17 protein-coding genes are annotated in these 20,935 nt (G+C 72.2%); 11 read left to right on the top strand and 6 right to left on the bottom strand.

All coding sequences use genetic code 11. From position 1 onward, the window contains the following. Positions 1–364: 364 nt before the first annotated feature. Complete coding sequence (locus NFU81_RS25645; RefSeq protein ID WP_422665291.1) at positions 365–2,842, bottom strand: MFS transporter; 2,478 nt, start codon at positions 2,840–2,842, stop codon at positions 365–367. Positions 2,843–3,024: 182 nt separating this feature from the next. After that, positions 3,025–3,483, bottom strand: coding sequence for an SRPBCC family protein (locus NFU81_RS25640; RefSeq protein WP_251494138.1), 459 nt, complete (start codon positions 3,481–3,483; stop codon positions 3,025–3,027). Between the two features lie 126 nt (positions 3,484–3,609). On the opposite strand from NFU81_RS25640, the gene NFU81_RS25635 reads away from it, so the two are divergent. The 9 genes from NFU81_RS25635 (at position 3,610) to pssA (ending at position 15,031) form a co-directional block, all read left to right on the top strand. Beyond that, the gene (locus NFU81_RS25635; RefSeq protein WP_251494137.1) at positions 3,610–4,731 is read left to right on the top strand and encodes an Rv2578c family radical SAM protein; all 1,122 of its coding nucleotides are present in this window, start codon (positions 3,610–3,612) and stop codon (positions 4,729–4,731) included. A 376-nt stretch (positions 4,732–5,107) separates the two neighbouring features. Next, positions 5,108–6,976, top strand: coding sequence for a 3-hydroxyacyl-CoA dehydrogenase family protein (locus tag NFU81_RS25630; protein WP_274038078.1), 1,869 nt, complete (start codon positions 5,108–5,110; stop codon positions 6,974–6,976). 91 nt (positions 6,977–7,067) lie between these two features. Beyond that, positions 7,068–7,859, top strand: a complete 792-nt coding sequence (locus tag NFU81_RS25625; RefSeq protein WP_251494135.1) for a TetR family transcriptional regulator — start codon at positions 7,068–7,070, stop codon at positions 7,857–7,859. Positions 7,860–8,257: 398 nt separating this feature from the next. Beyond that, complete coding sequence (gene ccrA / locus NFU81_RS25620; RefSeq protein WP_251494133.1) at positions 8,258–9,631, top strand: crotonyl-CoA carboxylase/reductase; 1,374 nt, start codon at positions 8,258–8,260, stop codon at positions 9,629–9,631. Beyond that, positions 9,631–11,637 carry a protein meaA gene (locus NFU81_RS25615; protein WP_251494130.1) on the top strand — a complete coding sequence of 669 codons (2,007 nt, stop codon included), beginning with the start codon at positions 9,631–9,633 and terminating at the stop codon, positions 11,635–11,637. Before ccrA ends, NFU81_RS25615 begins: the two co-directional genes overlap by 1 nt. A gap of 2 nt (positions 11,638–11,639) precedes the next feature. Beyond that, entirely contained in the window at positions 11,640–12,146 is a 507-nt protein-coding gene (locus tag NFU81_RS25610) for a MaoC family dehydratase (protein WP_251494563.1), read from the top strand. A 3-nt stretch (positions 12,147–12,149) separates the two neighbouring features. After that, the gene (locus NFU81_RS25605; RefSeq protein WP_251494128.1) at positions 12,150–13,364 is read left to right on the top strand and encodes an acyl-CoA dehydrogenase family protein; all 1,215 of its coding nucleotides are present in this window, start codon (positions 12,150–12,152) and stop codon (positions 13,362–13,364) included. A gap of 181 nt (positions 13,365–13,545) precedes the next feature. After that, a complete protein-coding gene (locus NFU81_RS25600; RefSeq protein ID WP_033175813.1) occupies positions 13,546–14,193 on the top strand; it encodes a phosphatidylserine decarboxylase in 648 nt (215 codons plus the stop codon). Further along, positions 14,180–15,031: a CDP-diacylglycerol--serine O-phosphatidyltransferase gene (gene pssA, locus NFU81_RS25595; RefSeq protein WP_251494126.1), complete on the top strand. Its 852-nt coding sequence runs from the start codon at positions 14,180–14,182 to the stop codon at positions 15,029–15,031. The genes NFU81_RS25600 and pssA overlap by 14 nt, the downstream gene beginning before the upstream one ends. 418 nt (positions 15,032–15,449) lie before the next feature. Here pssA and NFU81_RS25590 read toward each other — a convergent pair whose 3' ends face one another. Beyond that, positions 15,450–16,601, bottom strand: a complete 1,152-nt coding sequence (locus NFU81_RS25590; protein ID WP_422665289.1) for a glycerate kinase — start codon at positions 16,599–16,601, stop codon at positions 15,450–15,452. Between the two features lie 121 nt (positions 16,602–16,722). Here NFU81_RS25590 and NFU81_RS25585 point away from each other — a divergent pair, with 121 nt between their 5' ends. Continuing rightward, positions 16,723–17,223, top strand: coding sequence for an NUDIX domain-containing protein (locus NFU81_RS25585; protein ID WP_251494120.1), 501 nt, complete (start codon positions 16,723–16,725; stop codon positions 17,221–17,223). Positions 17,224–17,230: 7 nt separating this feature from the next. Here NFU81_RS25585 and NFU81_RS25580 read toward each other — a convergent pair whose 3' ends face one another. Continuing rightward, on the bottom strand, positions 17,231–17,698 hold the full coding sequence (locus tag NFU81_RS25580) for an SCP2 sterol-binding domain-containing protein (protein WP_251494117.1): 468 nt from the start codon (positions 17,696–17,698) through the stop codon (positions 17,231–17,233). A 322-nt stretch (positions 17,699–18,020) separates the two neighbouring features. Between NFU81_RS25580 and NFU81_RS25575 the strand changes: the two genes are divergently transcribed. Next, a complete protein-coding gene (locus NFU81_RS25575; protein ID WP_251494114.1) occupies positions 18,021–18,323 on the top strand; it encodes a hypothetical protein in 303 nt (100 codons plus the stop codon). A gap of 44 nt (positions 18,324–18,367) precedes the next feature. Here the strand turns inward: NFU81_RS25575 and NFU81_RS25570 are convergent, their stop codons facing one another. Beyond that, positions 18,368–19,798 (bottom strand): phytoene desaturase family protein, encoded by a 1,431-nt coding sequence (locus NFU81_RS25570; RefSeq protein ID WP_251494111.1) that lies wholly within the window; start codon positions 19,796–19,798, stop codon positions 18,368–18,370. A 115-nt stretch (positions 19,799–19,913) separates the two neighbouring features. Next, positions 19,914–20,927, bottom strand: a complete 1,014-nt coding sequence (locus NFU81_RS25565; protein WP_251494109.1) for a TIGR03842 family LLM class F420-dependent oxidoreductase — start codon at positions 20,925–20,927, stop codon at positions 19,914–19,916. Positions 20,928–20,935 lie beyond the last annotated feature (8 nt).

Genomic DNA, 20,935 nt, shown 5'->3' with positions numbered 1-20,935 from the left:
GGTGGCTGGTGCGGCTCCCCTCGCGCAGGGGGGTGCGCTTCCGCGGGGCGCGGTGGCCTCGGGGGTGCCCTTGCGCAGGGGGGTGCGCTTCCGCGGGGCCGCGGCGGCCCCGGGGTGCCCTTGCGCAGGGGGCAACCACCAGGGGCGCGCGGAACTGCGCGCACAACCCACCACCCGCCGGTGGTCCGGAGCGAAGCGAGATGGGGGCACCCCCAGCGCCGCCTGGAGGCCGTGGCGGTCCGTCGCCACACGACAGTGCATCGTGGCTGGTCGCGCACTTGCCCGCGCCCTGGTGGGCACGCCCCGGCCCGAGGGGAGCCGCGGAACCGTGGCGGCCGGGGGAGGCCGGGGGAGGCCGGGCGGGCTAGTCCGCGTGGCCGAGTTGGAGGTCGCGTTCGGTGCGGCCGCCGCCGGCGACCTGGAGGACGGTGGCCACCGGCGGATAGCCCGCCGCGATGACGGTGTACTCACCGGCCGCGAGGTCGACGAAGCGGAAGTGGCCGTCGGTGGCGGTGGTGACGGAGTCGACGACGTTGCCCGCGGCGTCCAGCAGGGTGACCCTGGCGTCCTCGACCAGGCGGCCGCCCGGGGCGCGGACGGTGCCGCGCAGGACCGCGCCGCCGGCCAGTTCGACGTCCTGGCGGGTCTCCCGGGAGGCCTGGACGGTGACCGGCAGGGCGGCGGGGCGGTAGGCGGGGGCGCTGGCGGCCAGGGTGTACTCGCCGGCGACCAGCTCCGCCAGGACGTACGCGCCCTCGCGGCCGCTGCGCGAGGTGGCCACGACGTCGCCGCGCACGTCGGTGAGCGTCACGATGGCGTCCCGTACCGGAGTGCCGTCGGCGGTGCGTACGGCCCCCGCCAGGCGCCCGGCGCCGCCGAGGACCACGTCGAGGTCGACGGGGTGGTCGCCGACGGTCACGCTGACGGCCTGCGGCTGGTGGCCGCCGGCCGCGGCGATCAGGACGTAGCTGCCGGCGCCCGGCGTGCTCAGTGCGTAGCGGCCGTCCTCCCCGGTGGCGCCACGGCCGATCTGCCGCCCCGAGACGTCGATGAGGGTGAGCGCGGCCCGGCCGACGCTGCTGCCGTCGGAGTGCTGGACGGTGCCGCAGACGGCGACGCCGCTGTGCTGCGGGGTGGACAGCCGGCGGGCGCCCGGCAGCGGCGCGTCGGTGGCGGCGGTGCCGTCGATGCGGTCGGTCGTGTGGGCGTCGTACGCGGTCGTGGCCGCCGTGGCGGGGGCCGGGCCGTGCTGGGTGACCAAGGGTTTCTCCTTGAGCAGGAAGGCGAAGAGGAAGCCGAGGACGAGCACCGGCACCAGGTAGAGGAAGATCCGCGGCATGGCGTCGGCGTACGCCTGCACATATCCGTCGCGCACCGCCGCGGGCAGGGTGCGGACCAGTTGCGGGGTGACCGACTGCGGGTCGGGCAGGTGGGCGCCGTGCGGCAGTTCGACGGAGAGCCTCTTGCCGAGCCGGTCGGCGAACAGGGTGCCGAAGACGGCCGCGCCGACCGAGCCGCCGATCTGCCGGAAGTAGTTGTTGGCGCTGGTGGCGGCGCCGATGTCGGCGGGGCGCACCGAATTCTGCACGGCGAGCACCAGCACGGGCAGCACCATGCCGATACCGAGGCCGAGCACGGCCATGTAGACGCTGTAGGTGAGCTGCGAGGTGTGCGCGTCCAGCAGGGACAGCAGCCACATGCCGGTCGCGGACAGCGCGCCGCCCACGACGGGGAAGATCTTGTACCGCCCGGTGCGGCTGATCAGCTGGCCGCCGACGATGGACGCCGCCACCACGCCGAGCATCATCGGCAGCATCAGCAGCCCCGAGCCGGTGGCGCTGGCGCCGTCGACCATCTGCAGGAAGGTCGGCAGGTAACTGGCCGCGCCGAACAGGGCGATGCCGACGGCGCAGCCGATCAGGGCGGTGACGTTGAAGACCCCGTCGCGGAAGAGCCGCAGCGGGATCACCGGTTCCACGGCGAAGCGCTCGACCAGGACGAAGAGCAGGGCGCAGGCGACCGCTCCGGCGCCCAGGCCGAGGATCTCCCGGGACTGCCAGTCGTACTTCGAGCCGCCCCAGGTGGTGATGAGCACCAGGCAGGTGGAGCCGGCGGCCAGCAGCAGGGCGCCGAGCACGTCGAGCCGGGGGCGGGCGGCCGGTTTGGGCAGCTTCAGGACCAGGGTGATGACGACCAGGGTGAGCACGCCGAAGGGGATGTTGACGGCGAAGCACCAGCGCCAGGAAGCGTGGTCGGTGAAGAAGCCGCCGAGCAGCGGTCCTGCGACCGAGGCGAGGCCGTAGGCGGCGCCGATCAGGCCCATGTAGCGGCCGCGTTCGCGGGGCGGGACGATGTCGGCGATGATCGCCTGGACGCCGATCATCAGCCCGCCGCCGCCGATGCCCTGGATCGCGCGGAAGGCGATCAGCTCGTTCATGGAGCGCGACCAGGCGGCCAGAGCGGAGCCGACCACGAAGGTCAGGATCGCGAACTGGAAGACGCCCTTGCGGCCGAAGAGGTCGCCGAGCTTGCCGTAGACGGGCAGGCCGATGGTGGAGGCCAGCAGATACGCGGTGACGACCCAGGACATCCGGTCGAGGCCGTGCAGCTCGCCGACGATCTTCGGCAGCGCGGTGGCCACGATCATCTGGTCGAGGGCGGCCAGCAGCAGGGCCAGCATCAGGCCGAGGAAGACCAGCCGGAGCCGGCGGGGCGTCAGTTCCGGTTCCGCGGCGGGTGCGCCGCCCTCGGGCGCCCGGGACGGGGCGACGCCCTCGGCCAGTGCGCTGCCGGCACCCCCGCCGCTGTCGCCGCCTCCGCCCCCGCCCCCGCCCTCGGTCAGTGCCGCCGTCCGGTCGGTCAGCGTGCTGCCAGCCACCCTTCACTCCCCTCGTCACACCTGTTGCGCCACCGTCTCCCGCAGTAGGCGACAACGAGGAAGCGGCGCGGCGATTCTCAGGAAGTAGGCAAAACCACCCTTATCAGTGAAAGATCACGAAACCGACCGGGTGACCGTGCCGGGTGCTACGCCTGCGGCGCACCGCCCTCGACCTCGGTGGCGAGCCCGGCCAGGATCGCGTCGTAGATCCGGCCGAGGCCCTTGGGCGCGAAAGTGCGCTCGAAGAAGCCGCCGACGCCGGTCGCGCCCTGCCAGCGGGTGGTGGCGACCACCTTGCTGCTGCCCGCGCCCGACGGGGCCACCGTCCAGGTGGTGACGAGCGTGGAGTTGCGGTCGGTCTCGACCAACTGCCGCTCGGCGGGCGCGGTGACGTCGAGCAGGCAGTCGCGTACGCGCTTGCTCGTGGCCTGCAGCCGCCAGTGCACGACGGTGCCCGCGCCGGTCCCGCCCTCGCGCACCTCGTACTCGCTGAATTGCTCAGGGAGCACCCGGCCGCGGGTGCCCGCGTAGTCGGCGAGGGCGTCGTACACCCGCTCCGGCTCCGCCGCGACGATCCGCTCCGTGGTGGCCTCGACCAGCGCCATGACATCTCCTCGGTCCGTGTCCATGCACGTTCTTCACGCGCCGCACAAGCCAATCACACCCGCTTTTCGAATCTGTGTTCTATTGTGGACGGAGACGGCACACCGGACGACCGCAAGGAGGGCGCGATGCGCTGGGACCAGCTGGGGCGGGACGACGCCACGGCCGCGCTCTTCGGTACCGACGCGGTCACCCGCCGCTTCGACACACCCGAATTCCGCGGCATCACCTTCCACGAGGTGCGCGCCCGGTCGATCCTGAACCGGGTGCCGGGCGCGTCGCGGATGCCGTTCGAGTGGACGGTCAACCCCTACCGCGGATGCAGCCACGCCTGCGTCTACTGCTTCGCGCGCAGGACGCACAGCTACCTGGACCTGGACACCGGGCACGACTTCGACACGCAGATCGTGGTGAAGACGAACGCCGCGGAGCTGCTGCGCCGGGAACTGGCGGCGCCGCGATGGCAGGGCGAGCACATAGCGATGGGCACCAACGTCGACTGCTACCAGCGGGCCGAGGGCCGCTACCAGCTCATGCCCGGCATCCTGGCGGCGCTGCGGGACCGCGCCAATCCCTTCTCGATCCTCACCAAGGGCTCGCTGATCCTGCGCGACCTCGAACTGGTGCGGCAGGCCGCGCGCGTCACCGAAGTGTCCATCGCGCTGTCCGTCGGCTTCCTCGACGGCGAGCTGTGGCGCAGCGTGGAACCGGGCACGCCTTCCCCCCAGACGCGCCTCGCGGTCTGCCGCACCCTCAGCGAGAACGGCATACCCTCCTCGGTGCTGATGGCGCCCGTGCTGCCCTTCCTCAGCGACTCGCCCGAGCAGCTGCGGGCGACCGTGCGCGCCATCGCGGCGGCCGGCGCCGGGTCGATCACCCCGCTGGTGCTGCACCTGCGCCCCGGCGCCCGGGAGTGGTACATGGCCTGGCTGGCCCGCAACCACCCGCACCTCGTGCTGCGCTACGAGGCGCTGTATGCCGGCGGGTCGTATGCGCCGACCTGGTACCAGCGCCGGATCACCCGCCAAGTGCACGGGTTCGCGGCGGAGTTCGGGTGCGGTCCGGCCCGCAGGACGGGCTTCCGGCAGCCGGAGCGGCCCCCGCAGGACCCGCGCGCCGCGCAGCCTTCGCGGCCTGAGCCGCAGGACCGGGAGCGCGGACAGGAGCGGGGCCAGGAGCGGGGCCGGCCGACCCTTCCGGTGACGCGGCCGCCCGCGGAGCCGGGCGACACCCAGCTGACCCTGCTCTGAGCGCCACCGCGGCACCGCACGCCGCCGCCACGACCAGGCTGCCGGCCGTACTCCACGGGGGCGTACGGCCGGCAGCCTCCTCCACCCCATCGCGCTCATCTGTCGGCGGCGCAGATCACATGCGCACAGGGGTGGCGCTCAAGTTACCCGCCAGTTACGCTCGAAAGCACCGTGTACGGCGGCCTGGTGACGCAGCCGCCGTGCACCCGCACCACCACGTCGGTCCGGCATCATCGCGGCGCGGCCCCGGGACAGGGCCGGCCGGTACTCGACGCGGGCGCGCACACCTCTGCGACGGCCCGCGACTCCACCCCACCACCACCTCAACCGTGCGCGCACTGCCGCGCCCGGTCTCCTCAGCGTCTGGAGTCACGCGATGGACCGTCCCTCCGCAGCCTCGGAAGCCGCAGCACCGACCTCAGCACCGGCAGCCGCACCTTCCGCGGCGCCGTCCCAGGAAACCGCCGTCACTCCCCCGTCCGTCATCGCCGTGGTCGGCCTGGGCACCATGGGCACCGGCATCGCCGAGATCATGGCCAGGGCCGGCCACGAGGTGGTCGGCGTCGACCTCGACCCGGCGGCGGCCCGCCGCGCGGTCACCGCGCTGGAGCGCTCCACCGCCCGTGCCGTGGAGCGCGGCCGCTGCACCGCCGCCGAGCGCGCCGACGCGCTCGCCCGCTTCCGCACCTTCCCCGACCTCCAGGCCGCTGCGGCCGCCGACCTGGTGATCGAGGTGGTGGACGAGCGCTACGACACCAAGCGGGACGTCATCACCGCGCTCGACCGGATCGTCAAGCCCGGCGCGATCCTGGCCACCGGCACCAACGCCCTGTCCGTGACCCGGCTCGCGGCCGAGACCGGCCGCCCCGACCGGGTGCTCGGTCTGCACTTCTTCGCGCCCGCACAGGCCATGAAGCTGGTCGAGGTGGTGTCCACCGTGCTGACCTCGCCCGAGAACACCGCGGCGGTCATGGCGCTGGTGCGCAGCCTCGGCAAGGAGCCGGTGCAGGTCGGCGACCGGCCGGGCTTCATCGCCGACGGGCTGCTGTTCGGGTATCTGAACCAGGCCGCCGCCATGTACGAGGCCCGCTACGCGACCAGGGAGGACATCGACGCGGCGATGCGGCTGGGCTGCGGCCTGCCGATGGGGCCGCTGGCGCTGCTCGACCTGATCGGGGTGGACACCGCGACCACCGTCCTCGACGCGATGTACGAGGCGAGCAGGGACCGGCTGCACGCCCCCGCGCCCGTGCTGCGGCAGCTCACCGCGGCCGGTCTGCTCGGCCGCAAGTCGGGCCGCGGCTTCTACAGCTACGAGGCGCCCGGGAGTTCCGTGGTGGTGCCGGACGCGGAGACCCCCGCGGACGGGCGGGGACAGGCCGAGGGCCGTACCGTGCGCAGCGTCGGGGTCGCCGGCTCCGGAACGATGGCGACGGGTATTGCCGAGGTTTTCGCGAAGGCCGGTTTCCCTGTGCAATTGGCCGCGCGCAGCCCGGAGAAGGCCGAGCAGGCGGTGGCGCGGCTGGCGAAGTCGCTGGACCGCTCGGTGGAGCGGGGGCGGCTCAGCACCGAGCAGCGCGACGCGGCCGTGGCCCTGGTGACGCCCGCGGCCTCCTACGACGCCCTGGGGGACGCCGACCTGGTGGTCGAGGCGGTCGCCGAGGACCTCTTCGTCAAGCAGCAGCTCTTCCGTGTCCTGGACAAGGTGTGCCGGCCTGGCGCGGTGCTCGCCACCACGACCTCGTCGCTGCCGGTGGTCGCGATCGCCCGGGCCACCGGGCGCCCGCAGGACGTCGTCGGGATGCACTTCTTCAACCCGGCGCCCGCGATGAAGCTGGTCGAGGTGGTGCACACGGTGCTCACCGCCGACGACGTGCGGACCACCGTCCACCAGGTGTGCGGGCAGCTGCGCAAGCACCCGGTGGACTGCGGCGACCGGGCGGGCTTCATCGTCAACGCGCTGCTTTTCCCGTACCTGAACAACGCGGTGAAGATGGTGCAGGACCACTACGCGAGCGTCGAGGCGATCGACGCGGCGATGAAGCTCGGCGGCGGCTACCCGATGGGACCCTTCGAACTGCTCGACGTGGTGGGCCTGGACGTGTCGCTGGCGATCGAGCAGGTGCTGCACGAGGAGTTCCGCGACCCGGGTCTTGCGCCCGCGCCGCTGCTGGAACACCTGGTGTCCGCGGGCTGCCTGGGCCGCAAGACCGGCCGCGGATTCCGCGAGTATGCCCGCCGCTGACCGGCCTGCCGGACGCGACACCCGCGCGGCGAGCTGGGGTGTTTTCCCCCCGGCCGCCGGGCGGGGCGGTCCGCCGTGTTACGTTCCCCACATGTCCCAGTCCGCGAAGTCCGGTGTTCCCGAGACCGCGACCGTCCGCCGCGCCGCCGCCCAGCGCCACCGGGTGCGGCAGGACCTCGCGTCGGCCGCGATGCACCTGTTCGCGACGCAGGGCTACGAGGCGACCACGGTCGATGAGATCGCCGCGACCGCGGGTGTGGCGCGGCGGACCTTCTTCCGGCACTTCCGGTCCAAGGAAGAGGCGATCTTCCCCGACCACGACGACACGCTGGTCCGGGTCCAGGCCGTCCTTGACTCCGCCGACCCGCACGAGCACCCGCTGGACACCGTCTGCCGCGGCATCACCGAGGTGCTGCGGATGTACGCGCAGGTGCCCGAGGTGTCGGTGGAGCGCTACCGGCTGACCCGCGAGGTGCCGACGCTGCGGGAGCGCGAGATCGCCTCCGTGGCCCGTTACGAGCGGCTCTTCACCCGCTATCTGCTGGGCCACTTCGACGAGGGCGCGCAGGGCTACGGCGACGACGACCCGCTGCTCGCCGAGGTCGCCGCGTCCGCGGTGGTCGCCGCGCACAACCATGTGCTGCGCCGCTGGCTGCGGGCGGACGGCAAGGGCGACGTGGAGGCGCAGCTCGACCACGCCTTCGACGTGATCAAGGCGACCTTCGGCACGGGCATCGGCGCCGGGCGGATACCGTCCAGGGCTGCTTCCACGACGCCTGCGACGGTGTCCAGGCACGGCGAGGTGGTGGTCGCGGTGGCCCGCACGGACGCCTCACCCGCGCAGATCCTGCGCAGCATCGAAGAGGCGCTGCGCAAGGCCTGAGCGCCCCGGAAAACCCTCTGAACAGCGGCCGCCCGGCCTTCCGGGCGGCCGCTGTTGCCCGTTGCGGGCTCCGGGGGCACACTGAGGAGAAGAAAAAATGGCACGCAGTGTCTTTACGACTGGCACGCGGTGCCATACGGTATCCCCAGTCCGGGCGGACGGCGTGCGGTGACCCTCGCAGGCCGGCTGTCCCCCAGGCCCGGACGCCTGCGTCACCAGGCACTCCGCGCCACCGCGCGGTTCCTTCGCTCCACCGCCAAGCCCTTCGCCGGACCGACGACGGCACCTCCATCCCACCCGACCCCCGCGTTCCCGTACGCTCCGCCGCAGGCAGCCACAGCACCAGCCAGCAGCAGCGCGGACGCGTACGCGGAAACGCTTCGCCGGAGGCGAGTCACATGAAGGAAATCCTGGACGCCGTCCTCGCACCGGACAGTACGGCCGCCGACTTCGCGGCGCTGAAACTGCCGGCGTCGTACCGCGCTGTCACCGTGCACAAGGACGAGGCGGAGATGTTCGCCGGCCTCGCCACCCGGGACAAGGACCCGCGCGCCTCGCTGCACCTCGACGAGGTGCCGGTCCCCGAACTCGGCCCGGGCGAGGCCCTGATAGCCGTGATGGCCAGCTCGGTGAACTACAACTCCGTGTGGACCTCCATCTTCGAGCCGGTCTCGACCTTCGCCTTCCTGGAGCGCTACGGCCGCCAGTCGCCGCTGAGCAAGCGCCACGACCTGCCGTACCACGTCATCGGCTCCGACCTCTCGGGCGTCGTGCTGCGCACCGGCCCCGGGGTGAACAAGTGGCGGCCCGGCGACCGGGTCGTCGCGCACTGCCTGAGCGTGGAGCTGGAGTCGGCCGACGGGCACAACGACACGATGCTCGACCCTGAGCAGCGGATCTGGGGCTTCGAGACCAACTTCGGCGGCCTGGCGGAGATCGCGCTGGTCAAGTCCAACCAGCTGATGCCCAAGCCCGAGCATCTGTCCTGGGAGGAGGCGGCCGCCCCCGGGCTGGTGAATTCGACCGCGTACCGGCAGTTGGTGTCGCGCAACGGTGCGGGGATGAAGCAGGGCGACAACGTGCTGATCTGGGGCGCGAGCGGCGGTCTGGGCTCGTACGCCACGCAATTCGCGCTGGCCGGCGGTGCCACGCCGATCTGCGTGGTCTCCAGCCCGGAGAAGGCGGAGATCTGCCGCCGGATGGGCGCGGAGGCGGTCATCGACCGCAACGCCGAGGGCTACCGGTTCTGGCGTGACGAGCACACCCAGGACCCGCGGGAGTGGAAGCGCTTCGGCGGCCGCATCCGGGAGCTGACCGGCGGCGAGGACGTCGACATCGTCTTCGAGCACCCCGGCCGCGAGACCTTCGGCGCCTCGGTCTACGTCACCCGCAAGGGCGGCACCATCGTCACCTGCGCCTCCACCAGCGGCTACACCCACGAGTACGACAACCGCTACCTGTGGATGAGCCTGAAGCGCATCGTCGGCTCGCACTTCGCCAACTACCGCGAGGCGTGGGAGGCCAACCGGCTGGTCGCCAAGGGCCGTATCCACCCCACCGTGTCGCGCACCTACAGCCTGGCGGACACCGGGCAGGCCGCCTACGACGTCCACCGCAACCTCCACCACGGCAAGGTCGGCGTCCTGTGCCTGGCCCCCGAGGAGGGCATGGGCGTGACGAACCCCGTGCTGCGCGAGCAGCACCTGCCGGCGATCAACCTGTTCCGCGACGCGCCAGCGGAGCGGACCGACCAGCACAGCAGGGACGTGTGATGGAACGGCGCGAGCAGACCGGGCGGGACCGGCCGTGGCTGATGCGGACCTACGCGGGCCACTCCACCGCCGAGGCCTCCAACGCGCTCTACCGGCGCAACCTCGACAAGGGCCAGACCGGCCTGTCCGTGGCCTTCGACCTGCCGACGCAGACCGGCTACGACGCCGACCACGTGCTGGCCCGCGGCGAGGTCGGCAGGGTCGGCGTGCCGATCGCGCACCTCGGCGACATGCGGCGGCTGTTCGAGGACATCCCGCTGGAGCGGATGAACACCTCGATGACCATCAACGCCACCGCCATGTGGCTGCTGGCGCTCTACCAGGTGGTCGCCGAGGAGCAGGGCGCCGACATCGCGACGCTGCAGGGCACCACCCAGAACGACATCGTCAAGGAGTACCTGTCCCGCGGTACCCACGTCTTCCCGCCGGTGCCGTCGCTGCGGCTGACCACCGACATGATCACGTACACCGTCCACCACATGCCGCGGTGGAACCCGATCAACATCTGCAGCTACCACCTGCAGGAGGCGGGGGCCACGCCGGTCCAGGAGATCGCCTACGCGATGTCCACCGCGACAGCCGTGCTGGACGCGGTCTTCGCGTCCGGGCAGGTGCCCGAGGAGCGCAGGGGCGAGGTGGTCGGCCGGATCTCCTTCTTCGTCAACGCCGGTGTCCGCTTCATCGAGGAGATGTGCAAGATGCGCGCCTTCGGCCGCATCTGGGACACCGTCACCCGGGAGCGCTACGGCATCCAGGACCCCCGGCACCGGCGCTTTCGCTACGGCGTGCAGGTCAACTCGCTGGGCCTGACCGAGGCGCAGCCGGAGAACAACGTGCAGCGGATCGTGCTGGAGATGCTGGCCGTGACGCTGTCGAAGGACGCCAGGGCGCGGGCGGTCCAGCTGCCCGCGTGGAACGAGGCGCTGGGCCTGCCGCGGCCCTGGGACCAGCAGTGGAGCCTGCGCATACAGCAGGTGCTCGCGCACGAGAGCGACCTGCTCGAATACGCCGACATCTTCGACGGCAGCCATGTCGTCGAGGCGAAGGTCGCCGAGCTGGTCGAGCAGGCCACCGCGGAGATGACGCACATAGAGGAGCTGGGCGGCGCGATGGCGGCCGTCGAGTCGGGCTACCTGAAGGCCGAGCTGGTCGCCTCGCACGCCGCCCGCCGGGCGCGGATCGAGTCGGGCGAGGAGAAGATCGTCGGCGTCAACATCCACGAGAGCACCGAGCCCAGCCCGCTGACCGCCGACCTGGACACCGCGATCATGACGGTCGACCCGGCCAACGAGGCCCGGGTGGTGGCCGCGCTGCAGGACTGGCGGCTGAGCCGCGACGAGCCGCGGGCGCAGGCCGCGCTGGCCGCCCTGCGGTCGGCGGCGGCCGGCACGCGGAACCTGATGGCGGCGACACTGGACTGCGCGCGGGCCGGCGTGACGACCGGTGAGTGGTCGTGGGCGCTGCGTGACGTCTTCGGCGAGTTCCGCGCTCCGACCGGCGTCGGCGCCGCACCGGTCGCGGTGAGCGCCGAGGACGGCAGCCCGCTGGCGGAGGTGCGCAGGAAGGTCGCGGCCACCGCGAAGGAGCTGGGCGGCGGGCGGCTGCGGCTGCTGGTCGGCAAGCCGGGCCTGGACGGGCACTCCAACGGCGCCGAGCAGATCGCGGTACGCGCCAGGGACGCCGGCTTCGAGGTGGTCTACCAGGGGATCAGGCTGACCCCCGAGCAGATCGTCTCCGCCGCGGTGGCGGAGGACGTGCACTGCGTGGGCCTGTCGATCCTGTCCGGGTCGCACGCCGCGCTGGTGCCCGACGTGATGGAGCGGCTGCGCAGGGCCGGCGTGGACGACATCCCGGTGGTCGTCGGGGGCATCATCCCGGCCGCGGACGCGACCGCTCTGCGGGCCGCCGGTGTGGCGGCGGTGTTCACACCCAAGGATTTCGGTATCACCGGGATCATCGGCCGGATCGTGGACGAGATCCGGCTCGCGAACAAGCTGGAGGTATGACCGTGCAGTTCGGCCGCACATATGAGGAGTTCGAGGTCGGTGCCGTATACAAGCACTGGCCGGGAAAGACGGTCACGGAATACGACGACCACCTCTTCTGCCTCCTCACCATGAATCACCACCCGCTGCACATGGATGCCAACTACGCCGGCAAGGCGACGGACTTCGGCCGCAATGTGGTGGTCGGGAACTACGTCTACTCGCTGCTGCTCGGCATGTCGGTGCCCGACGTGTCGGGCAAGGCCATCGCGAACCTGGAGGTCGAGTCGCTGCGGCACGTGGCGCCGACCTTCCACGGCGACACGGTCTACGGCGAGACGACGGTGCTGGACAAGTGGCCGTCGAAGTCCAAGAGCGACCGCGGCATCGTCCAGGTCGAGACCCGCGGCCACAACCAGGACGGCACCCTGGTCTGCGTCTTCCGCCGCAAGGTGATGGTGCCGACCGCAACGTACGTCGAGCAGCGCGGCGGGGAGCAGCCCGGCCGCCCGCAGCCGGAGGGGAACTGACAGATGGCCGACCGACTCGCGCAGACCGACGGGCTGACCGACGTCCAGCAGGAGATCCTGTCCACGGTGCGCAGCTTCGTGGACAAGGAGATCCTGCCGGTCGCAACCGAGCTCGAACACCGCGACGAATACCCCACGGACATCGTCGAGGGCCTGAAGGATCTCGGCATCTTCGGCCTGACGATCCCCGAGGAGTACGGCGGCCTCGGGGAATCGCTGCTGACCTACGCGCTGACCGTGGAGGAGATCGCCCGCGGCTGGATGAGCGTGTCGGGCATCATCAACACGCATTTCATCGTCGCCTACATGATCAAGCAGCACGGCACGCAGGAGCAGAAGGAGTACTTCCTGCCGCGCATGGCGGCGGGCGAGGTGCGTGGCGCGTTCTCGATGTCGGAGCCCGGGCTGGGGTCGGACGTCTCGGCGATCCGCACCAAGGGCGTCCGCGACGGGGACGACTACGTCCTCAACGGCCAGAAGATGTGGCTGACCAACGGCGGCTCGTCGAACCTGGTGGCGGTGCTGTGCAGGACCGACGAGGGGCAGCCGCAGGACGCGCCCGCGCACCGGTCGATGACGACCTTCCTGATCGAGAAGGAGCCGGGCTTCGGCCCCAATCCCACGGTCAAGGGCCTGACGGTGCCCGGCAAGATCGACAAGATGGGCTACAAGGGCGTCGACACCACCGAGCTGCTCCTGGAGGACGTGCGGGTGCCGGCCGACCGCGTGCTGGGCGGGGCGAGCGGGCGGGGCTTCTACCAGATGATGGACGGCGTCGAGGTGGGCCGGGTCAACGTGGCGGCCCGCGGCTGCGGCGTGGCCAGGCGTGCCTTCGAGCTGGGCATCTCCTACGCGCAGCAGCGGCACACCTTCGGCAAGGCCATCGCCGAGCACCAGGCGATCCAGTTCAAGCTCGCCGAAATGGCCACCAAGGTGGAGGCGGCGCACCAGATGATGGTGAATGCCGCACGCAAGAAGGACTCGGGCGAGCGGAACGATCTGGAAGCCGGAATGGCGAAATATCTGGCGTCGGAGTTCTGCAAGGAGGTCGTGGAGGACGCGTTCCGCATCCACGGCGGCTACGGCTTCTCCAAGGAGTACGAGATCGAGCGGCTCTACCGGGAGGCGCCGATGCTGCTGATCGGCGAGGGAACCGCAGAGATCCAGAAAATGATCATCGGCAGGAGACTTCTGGAGGAGTACCGGATCCAGGGCTGAATGTCCGTATTTGGGATGATTTATCCGAGGGAAAGGTCACACTGCGTCATGGTCGAGGCCACGGGAACCAGCCACCGACTCGCCCTTGCGCTTGCCCAGTTGCCGGTGTCAGCCGATACCATCGACGAAAGCCGCCGTCCCCTGAAGTAATTCGCGGCATCCTCCGCTACGAAGGTCTTCCATGCCCCACAGCCATTCCCCTGCTCCACGCGGCCGGGTCCGCCTCGCACGTGGCGCATCTCCGTGGCTCCTGCCGACCGTGGCCACCGCGGCGGTCTCCCTTGCCAAGGCGCGGCACTCCGGCCGCTGGGCTACCGTGGCCGTCCCCGCCACCGCGCTCGCAGCCGGAATGCTGTGGTTCTTCCGCGATCCCGAGCGGGAGATCGCCGACGGCCGGGTGATCAGCCCGGCCGACGGCGTGGTCCAGAGCGTCATGCCGTGGAAGGACGGGCGCACCCGCGTCGCGATCTTCATGAGCCCACTGAACGTGCACGTCAACCGGGCTCCGCTCACCGGCACGGTCACGTCCGTCGAGCACATCCCCGGCGGGTACGTGCCGGCGTTCAACAAGGAGAGCGAGAACAACGAGCGGGTGGTCTGGCACTTCGACACCGACGCGGGCGACATCGAGATGGTGCAGATCGCCGGCGCGGTCGCGCGGCGGATCGTGCCGTACGTGCCGCGCGGCTGCAAGGTCGAGCAGGGCGACCGGATCGGGCTGATCCGCTTCGGCTCCCGGGTCGACGTGTACCTGCCGGCCGGGATCGAAGCGGGTGTCGAGGTCGGGCAGACCACCACGGCTGGGGTGACACGCCTTGACCGTGACTGATTCGGATACGGCGCAGTCCACCTGGGTGTCCGAACTGCAGGACGAGGTCGACGACCTCCCCCTGTCGACCCGGCTGTCCATCGCCGACGCGCTCACCCTGGGCAATGCGATCTGCGGCTTCATGGCCGTGTACTTCACCACCACCGGGGTGCTGGTCCCGCACCTGATGGGCACGAGCGACGGCGGCATGTCCAAGCACAGCGCCGCCACGGCGGTCACGCTGATGCTGCTCGCGTCGGTCTTCGACCTCTTCGACGGGCTGGTGGCGCGCAAGCTGCGCAGCTCTGCCATGGGGGCCGAGCTGGACAACCTCTCCGACCTGATCAGCTTCGGGCTCGCCCCGGCGTACTTCGTGGTCGTGTGGGGACTGGTCGCCGACGACGCGCACGGGAAGGTGTCCGCGGTCGCCGCGGTGCTGGTCGTGCTGGCCGTGGTGCTGCGGCTCGCCCGCTTCTCCTGCACGACGCTGCGGGACGGGGTCTTCCAGGGCATGCCGAGCCCCTTCGGCGCGATGACGGTGGTCTCCGTGGTGCTGCTGGAGCTGCCCTTCGTCCCGACCATCGCGGCGATCGTGGGGGTGGCCTGGCTGATGGTGAGCCGGGTCGAGTACCCCAAGCCGCGCGGGCGGCTGGCCGTGGTCACACTGGCGTGGATCCTGGTCAGCATGGGCTGCCTCACCGCCTGGACCCTGGACGTCCCCGGCGGGCACCAGCTGCTCCAGACCGGCGCGGCGCTCCAGTGCCTGGCCGCTGCGGTGATTCCCTGCTTTGCGACGACGCGTCGCGTCAACACGATGCGCGCCAATCGGCGCGAGGCGCGCGCCGAGGTCATCCGCTAGGACCTCTCCCCGCGTCCCCCGGGCACCCCTCCGCCGCTCCCCGCGGCAGGGGGGTGCCTTTGCCTTGGCGGCGGGCCTCAGGGGGGTGCCTCTGCGTAAGGGGGTGCGCCTCCCCGGGGCGCGGGGGAACCGCGCGCTCAGCCCACCGCCGGCCGGTGGTCCCGAGCGAAGCGAGTATCCCCTGCGCCGCCTGGATGCGGTGGCGGTGCGTCGTGGCTGGGCGCGCAGTTCCCCCGCGCCCCGGGGGGTTGCCCTCCTGCGCGAGGGGCGCCCCCCAGCCACCGCGGCCGGCAGAGGCGCACGCCCGTGCAGGACGGGCGCCCCTCAGCCACCGCGGCCGGCAGAGGCGCACCGGCCTGCGGAAGGGGCACCGCCGAGCCCACCGCGACCCGCGGAAGCGCACCCCCCTGCGGGAGGGCTACAACAGGAAGTCCGTGGCCAGGCGGGCGGCCAGCTGTTCGAGGAGGGGGCCCGCCTCGGACATGGAGCGGGTCACGTCGGGTTCGAGGTCCGCGAGAGCGTAAGCGCGGCGGATGCCGGCCTTGCCGAGGGCGGCCGGGGGCAGGGACAGGCGGCCGCAGACGGCCACGACGTCGATGTTCCGGGCGCGGGCGGCCGCGGCGACCCCGACCGGCGCCTTGCCGTGCAGCGTCTGCTCGTCGAGCGAGCCCTCGCCGGTGATGACGAGGGTGGTCCCCTCCAGGGCCGCCTCGAAGCCCAGCACGTCGAGCAGCACCTCGATACCGGGCCGGAAGGCCGCCCGCAGGCCGACCAGCGCCCCGAAGCCGATGCCGCCCGCAGCACCCGCGCCGGGCGCCTCGGCCTCCGTGGTGGCGCCGAGCACCTCGGCGTAGTGGGCGAGCGCGGCGTCCAGGGCGGCGACGTCGTCGGGGGAGGCGCCCTTCTGCGGGCCGTAGACCGCCGCCGCGCCCTTCGGCCCGAGCAGCGGGTTGTCGACGTCGCTGGCCAGCACCACCTCGGTGGCCGCCAGCCGCGGGTCGAGGCCGCCGAGTTCCGCCGTGGCCAGGCCGGCCAGCGGGCCGCCGCCGGGCGCCACCGGCGCCCCCGCCGCGTCCAGCAGCCGCGCGCCCAGCGCGGCGAGCATGCCCGCACCGCCGTCGTTGGTGGCGCTGCCGCCCACGCCGAGCACGATCGTGCGCGCCCCGGCGTCGAGTGCGGCCAGCAGCAGCTCGCCGGTGCCGTACGTGGTGGCCGTCAGCGGTGCGAAGACCCCGGGCGGCAGGTGCCGCAGCCCCGAGGCCTCGGCCATCTCCACCACCGCGGTGCCCTCGCGCAGCGCGTACGCCGCCTCGACGGGCTCGCCGAGCGGCCCGGTGACCCGCACCGTCCGCCGCTCGAAACCGGCGGCGACCGCCGCCTCGACCGTGCCGTCGCCGCCGTCGGCGACCGGCAGCGCGGCCACGTCGAGACCGGGCACGACTGCCCGCAGTCCGGCCGTGACGTGCTCGGCCACCTGCACCGCGGTCAGCGAACCCTTGAACTTGTCGGCGGCGATCAGTACGCGCCCCGTCGAACTCCCTGCGGTCTGGGACACTTTCGTCTTCTCCATCCGATACGGAACATCGCGCCGTTCGGACCTTATCCCGGCAGGACCGCCGTGCCACGGACGGCGCTCTCCGTGGTCACCCGAACACGGCCCGTCGGCGGGCTCGCCACCGTAAATTGGCGGTATGACGACCGACTACGCGCGCTACATCGCCGGCCTCCCGAAGATCCTCGCGGGGGCGAGCATGCTCTGCCGCTCGGCGGACGGGCGGATCCTGATCGTGGAGCCGAACTACCGCGACGACGGGACGTGGACACTGCCGGGCGGCACCATCGAGTCGGACCGCGACGAGACGCCGCGGGAGGGCGCGCGCCGGGAGACCGCGGAGGAGATCGGCCTCGACCTGGTGCCCGGCGCGCTGCTGATGATCGACTGGTCCTCGGGTCCCGAGCGGCCGCCGTCGGTGAGCTACCTCTACGACGGCGGAGTGCTGTCGGACCGGCAGCTGGCCGCGGTCCGGCTGCAGGAGGAGGAGCTGGACTCCTGGCGGCTGATCGAGCCGGCCGAGACGGACCGCTACTTCTCGCCGGGCCAGGCGGGCCGCATCCGCGCCGCCCTGGCGGCGCTCACCGGGGGCACCGGTCCGGCCGAGCTGGTCAACGGCCGCCCGGCAGCTGAGGTGTGACGGGGGCTCAGGGCTTGGGGATGTCGAAGAAGTAGGTGAGGCCGCCGGCCAGCCGGATGTCGCCCTTGAGCTTGAGCTTGCGGGTGAAGAAGAGCGTGGGGCCCGAGGCGTTGCCCGACACCAGGCGGAGGAATTCCGGCGCGGCCATGGTGAGGCGCAACTGCGGCTCGCGGTCGGTGCGCCGAGGGGTCACCGTGCAGGTGCCGCCGCCGATGTGCGTCTCGTAGACGTCGTCGGCGCCGGCGACTCCGGTGATCCGCCAGCGGATCAGCGCGTCCTTGCCGGCGGCCGCGTCGGGCTTGAAGAGGGTGTGCATCCGGCCGAAGACCTCGTCGAGCACCCGCCTGCGCTGCGGCCCGCTCATCAGCTCGGCGATCTTCCCGGTGGGCATGCCCTTGACGATCCGGGCGAATTCGGCGGGCCCGACCGAGCCGAAGTCCAGCGTCTCCAGGTCGAGGTCGTCCTGTGCGGCCATCGGCCACCGTCCTTACTCCAGAGTAAACTTACCGGCGGGTAAGCCTAGTTTCCGTACACCGCGGTGACAACCGGCACCCGGCGCGGGTGACCGTCGCTTGAAGATCCGCGAATGAGCCGGAAAGCGGCGACACAGAGCAACCTTTACCCCTATGCTTCCGGTTCGGCGCCCGAACTGCCCGCAGCTACGGGTGCCTTGCGGCCTGAGCCGCTTCTTCGGCATGCCCCCCCACCCACACCTTGCGGCCCCTGACGGCCGCATGTCGTGTTTGCCGGGCTGTCCGTCCCCATCGCTCGCGCTCCACCATCGAAAGGCGCATCCCATGTCCCAGCCCCAGACGCTCGGCAACGGCCAGAACACCTCGTGGGAGAAGTTCTGGTACGTACTCGGCTGCATCTACTTCGGCGCCTACTACCTGTCCAAGGTCCCGGTGAAGAAGGCGCTCAGCGAGTACGGCCTGGTCGAGATGACCGGCGCCGAGAAGTTCTGGTACGTCGTGCTGTGCATCTTCGTCGGCGCCGGCTACTTCAACAAGGTCATCGTCAAGAGGGCGCTGTCCGAGGTCCGCTTCGCCGCCCCGCAGGCCTTCGTGCCGCCGGCCGGCCAGCCGCCGTACGGAGCCTGATCCCCGGCGGCAGCCCGGTCCGGCGCCGCCCCCCGCCAGGGGCGTCAGCGCCGGGCCGAGCGCCGCAGGTGCCGCAGGACGGCCAGGGCCGCGTTGTGGCCGCTCATACCGTGCACACCGGGACCCGGCGGGGTCGCCGACGAGCACAGGAAGACCCCGGGCCGCCGGGTCGCGTAGGGCACCGCGGCGAGCCGCGGGCGCAGCACCGCCTGCAGGCCCGCGAAGGCGCCGCAGGCCACGTCGCCGCCCACGTAGTTGGCGTTGCGCGCGGCGAGTCCCGCGGGGCCGGTGACGGCGCGGGCCAGCACCAGGTCGCGGAAGCCCGGCGCGAAGCGCTCGATCTGCCGCTCGACGGCGTCGGTGGCGTCGCCGTGCCAGTCGTGCGGGACGTGCCCGTAGGCCCAGAAGACGTGCTTGCCCTCCGGCGCCCGCGAGGGGTCCACCACGGTGGGCTGCGAGGTGATCAGGAACGGGGTGTGCGGCGGACGCCCGGTGACCGCCCTGTTCAGGGCGTCGCCGATCTCGGTGTAGGTCGGCCCGACGTGGATCGTGCCCGCCCGCCGCGCCGCCTCGGCCGTCCACGGGACGGGGCCGTCGAGGGCGTAGTCGATCTTGAAGACCGACGGACCGTAGCGGTAGCCGCGGTAGGCGTCGCCGAGCGCGGCGATCCTGGCCAGCGCGGTCGGCGAGGTGTCGAAGACGTAGGCGCGGGCCGGCGGCAGCTCGTCCAGCTTGCGCACGGTGACGCCGGTGCGGATCTCGCCGCCCAGCTCGGCCAGGTGGCCGGCCAGCGCGTCGGAGATCGCCTGGGAGCCGCCGCGGGCCACCGGCCAGCCCCGCTCGTGGGCGGCGAGCGCGAACATCATCGCCATCGCCCCGGTGAAGGGCTGGCTCAGCCGGGAGATCGCGTGCCCGGCGAGCCCCGCCAGCATCCCCCTGGCCTTCGCACCGCGGAAGCGCAGCGCCAGCAGTGCGGCCGGCGGGGTGCCGGTGAGCCCGAAGCGCAGGAAGCGGTACGGGTCGCGGGGTATGCCGGCCCACTGCGGGCGGAAGAAGTCCGCCGCGATGGAATCCCAGTGGCCGACGTAGGGCGCCATCAGCTTGCGGTACGTGACCGCGTCGCGCGGCCCGAGGGAGGCGGCGGTCTCGCCGACGGTACGGCCGAGGACCGCCGCGGTGCCGTCGGGGAAGGGGTGCGCCATCGGCACCTGGGGCTGCAGCCACTCCAGGCCGTGCCGGCCCAGCGGCAGCGCCTGGAAGGCGGGTGAGCCGATACCGAAGGGGTGCACGGCGGAGCACGGGTCGTGCCGGAAGCCCGGCAGCGTCAGCTCCTCGGTGCGCGCCCCGCCGCCCACGGTGTCCGCGGCCTCGTAGACCTGCACGCTCAGTCCCGCGCGGGCCAGTTCGACCGCCGCGGTAAGCCCGTTGGGCCCCGCTCCGACGACCACCGCGTCGGCGACCACGGCCCGCCTCACGGCCGGGCCGCCGTCCGGCCGGCCGGGCTCTGCTGCACACCGACTCCGTTGCCCATGGCGCCATCCAACCAGACGCCGGGGCACCGTGGTTCCGCACCCCGCAAGGCCGGTGCCCTCATGACATCGCGGGGATGACCTGCTCGCCGTAGGCGTCGATGGTCGCCTCCTTGGCGTCGTGCATGTCGTAGACGGCGAAATGGTCGACGCCCAGGTCGCGCAGCGCGGTGAGCTTGGCGACATGGGCCTGCGGCGGGCCGATCAGGCAGAAGCGGTCGACGATCTCGTCGGGCACGAAGGCGGTGTCGGGGTTGCCGCTGCGGCCGTGGTGCGCGTAGTCGTAGCCCTGCCGCTGCTTGATGTACGCGGTCAGCTCCTCGGGGACCAGGCCCGAGTGCTCGCCGTAGCGGCCGACCAGGTCGGCGACGTGGTTGCCGACCATGCCGCCGAACCAGCGGCACTGCTCGCGGGCGTGCGCCAGCGCCTCGGGCGAGTCGTCGGCGGTGACGTAGGCGGGGGCGGCGACGCAGACGGTGACGGCCGCCGGGTCACGGCCGGCGCGCTCCGCCGCGGCGCGGACCGTCTTGACCATCCACTCGGTGAGATAGACGTCGGCGAGCTGCAGGATGAAGCCGTCGGCCTGCTCCCCCGCCATGGCCAGCGCCTTGGGGCCGTACGCGGCCATCCACACCGGCAGCCGGCCGTCCTCGACCCACGGCAGCCGCAGTGCGGTGCCGTCGACGACCGCCTCGCGGCCCTCGGCGAGGTCGCGGATGGCGGTGATCGCCTCGCCGAGCCTGGCCAGGGTGTTGGGCGGCCGGCCCGCGACCCGCATCGCCGAGTCGCCGCGGCCGATGCCGCACACCGTGCGGTTGCCGTACATCGAGTTGAGGGTGGCGAAGGTGGAGGCGGTCACCTCCCAGGTGCGGGTGCCCGGGTTGGTGACCATGGTGCCCACCGTGAGCCGCTCGGTGCGGTCCAGGATGCGGCTGTGGATGACGAAGGGCTCCTGCCACAGCACGGCGGAGTCGAAGGTCCAGCCGTGGGTGAAGCCGTTGCGTTCCGCGCGCCGCATCAACTCGACGACGTCGGACGCGGGCGGGTCGGTCTGCAGCACGAGGCCGAAGTCCATGGCCGCAA

This window comes from Actinacidiphila cocklensis, assembly GCF_907177275.1.
In the GTDB taxonomy this organism is placed as follows: Bacteria; Actinomycetota; Actinomycetes; order Streptomycetales; family Streptomycetaceae; genus Actinacidiphila; species Actinacidiphila cocklensis.
This window is presented reverse-complemented; position numbering and strand designations above follow the sequence as displayed.

What these genes read in the sequence shown, in the direction of transcription:
- NFU81_RS25640 (WP_251494138.1), bottom strand. Translation starts at nt 3,483, where the DNA reads ATGGCGCTGGTCGAGGCCACCACGGAGCGGATCGTCGCGGCGGAGCCG.
- NFU81_RS25635 (WP_251494137.1), top strand. Translation starts at nt 3,610, where the DNA reads ATGCGCTGGGACCAGCTGGGGCGGGACGACGCCACGGCCGCGCTCTTC.
- NFU81_RS25630 (WP_274038078.1), top strand. Translation starts at nt 5,108, where the DNA reads ATGGACCGTCCCTCCGCAGCCTCGGAAGCCGCAGCACCGACCTCAGCA.
- NFU81_RS25625 (WP_251494135.1), top strand. Translation starts at nt 7,068, where the DNA reads ATGTCCCAGTCCGCGAAGTCCGGTGTTCCCGAGACCGCGACCGTCCGC.
- ccrA (WP_251494133.1), top strand. Translation starts at nt 8,258, where the DNA reads ATGAAGGAAATCCTGGACGCCGTCCTCGCACCGGACAGTACGGCCGCC.
- NFU81_RS25615 (WP_251494130.1), top strand. Translation starts at nt 9,631, where the DNA reads ATGGAACGGCGCGAGCAGACCGGGCGGGACCGGCCGTGGCTGATGCGG.
- NFU81_RS25605 (WP_251494128.1), top strand. Translation starts at nt 12,150, where the DNA reads ATGGCCGACCGACTCGCGCAGACCGACGGGCTGACCGACGTCCAGCAG.
- NFU81_RS25600 (WP_033175813.1), top strand. Translation starts at nt 13,546, where the DNA reads ATGCCCCACAGCCATTCCCCTGCTCCACGCGGCCGGGTCCGCCTCGCA.
- NFU81_RS25590 (WP_422665289.1), bottom strand. Translation starts at nt 16,601, where the DNA reads ATGGAGAAGACGAAAGTGTCCCAGACCGCAGGGAGTTCGACGGGGCGC.
- NFU81_RS25585 (WP_251494120.1), top strand. Translation starts at nt 16,723, where the DNA reads ATGACGACCGACTACGCGCGCTACATCGCCGGCCTCCCGAAGATCCTC.
- NFU81_RS25580 (WP_251494117.1), bottom strand. Translation starts at nt 17,698, where the DNA reads ATGGCCGCACAGGACGACCTCGACCTGGAGACGCTGGACTTCGGCTCG.
- NFU81_RS25575 (WP_251494114.1), top strand. Translation starts at nt 18,021, where the DNA reads ATGTCCCAGCCCCAGACGCTCGGCAACGGCCAGAACACCTCGTGGGAG.
- NFU81_RS25565 (WP_251494109.1), bottom strand. Translation starts at nt 20,927, where the DNA reads ATGGACTTCGGCCTCGTGCTGCAGACCGACCCGCCCGCGTCCGACGTC.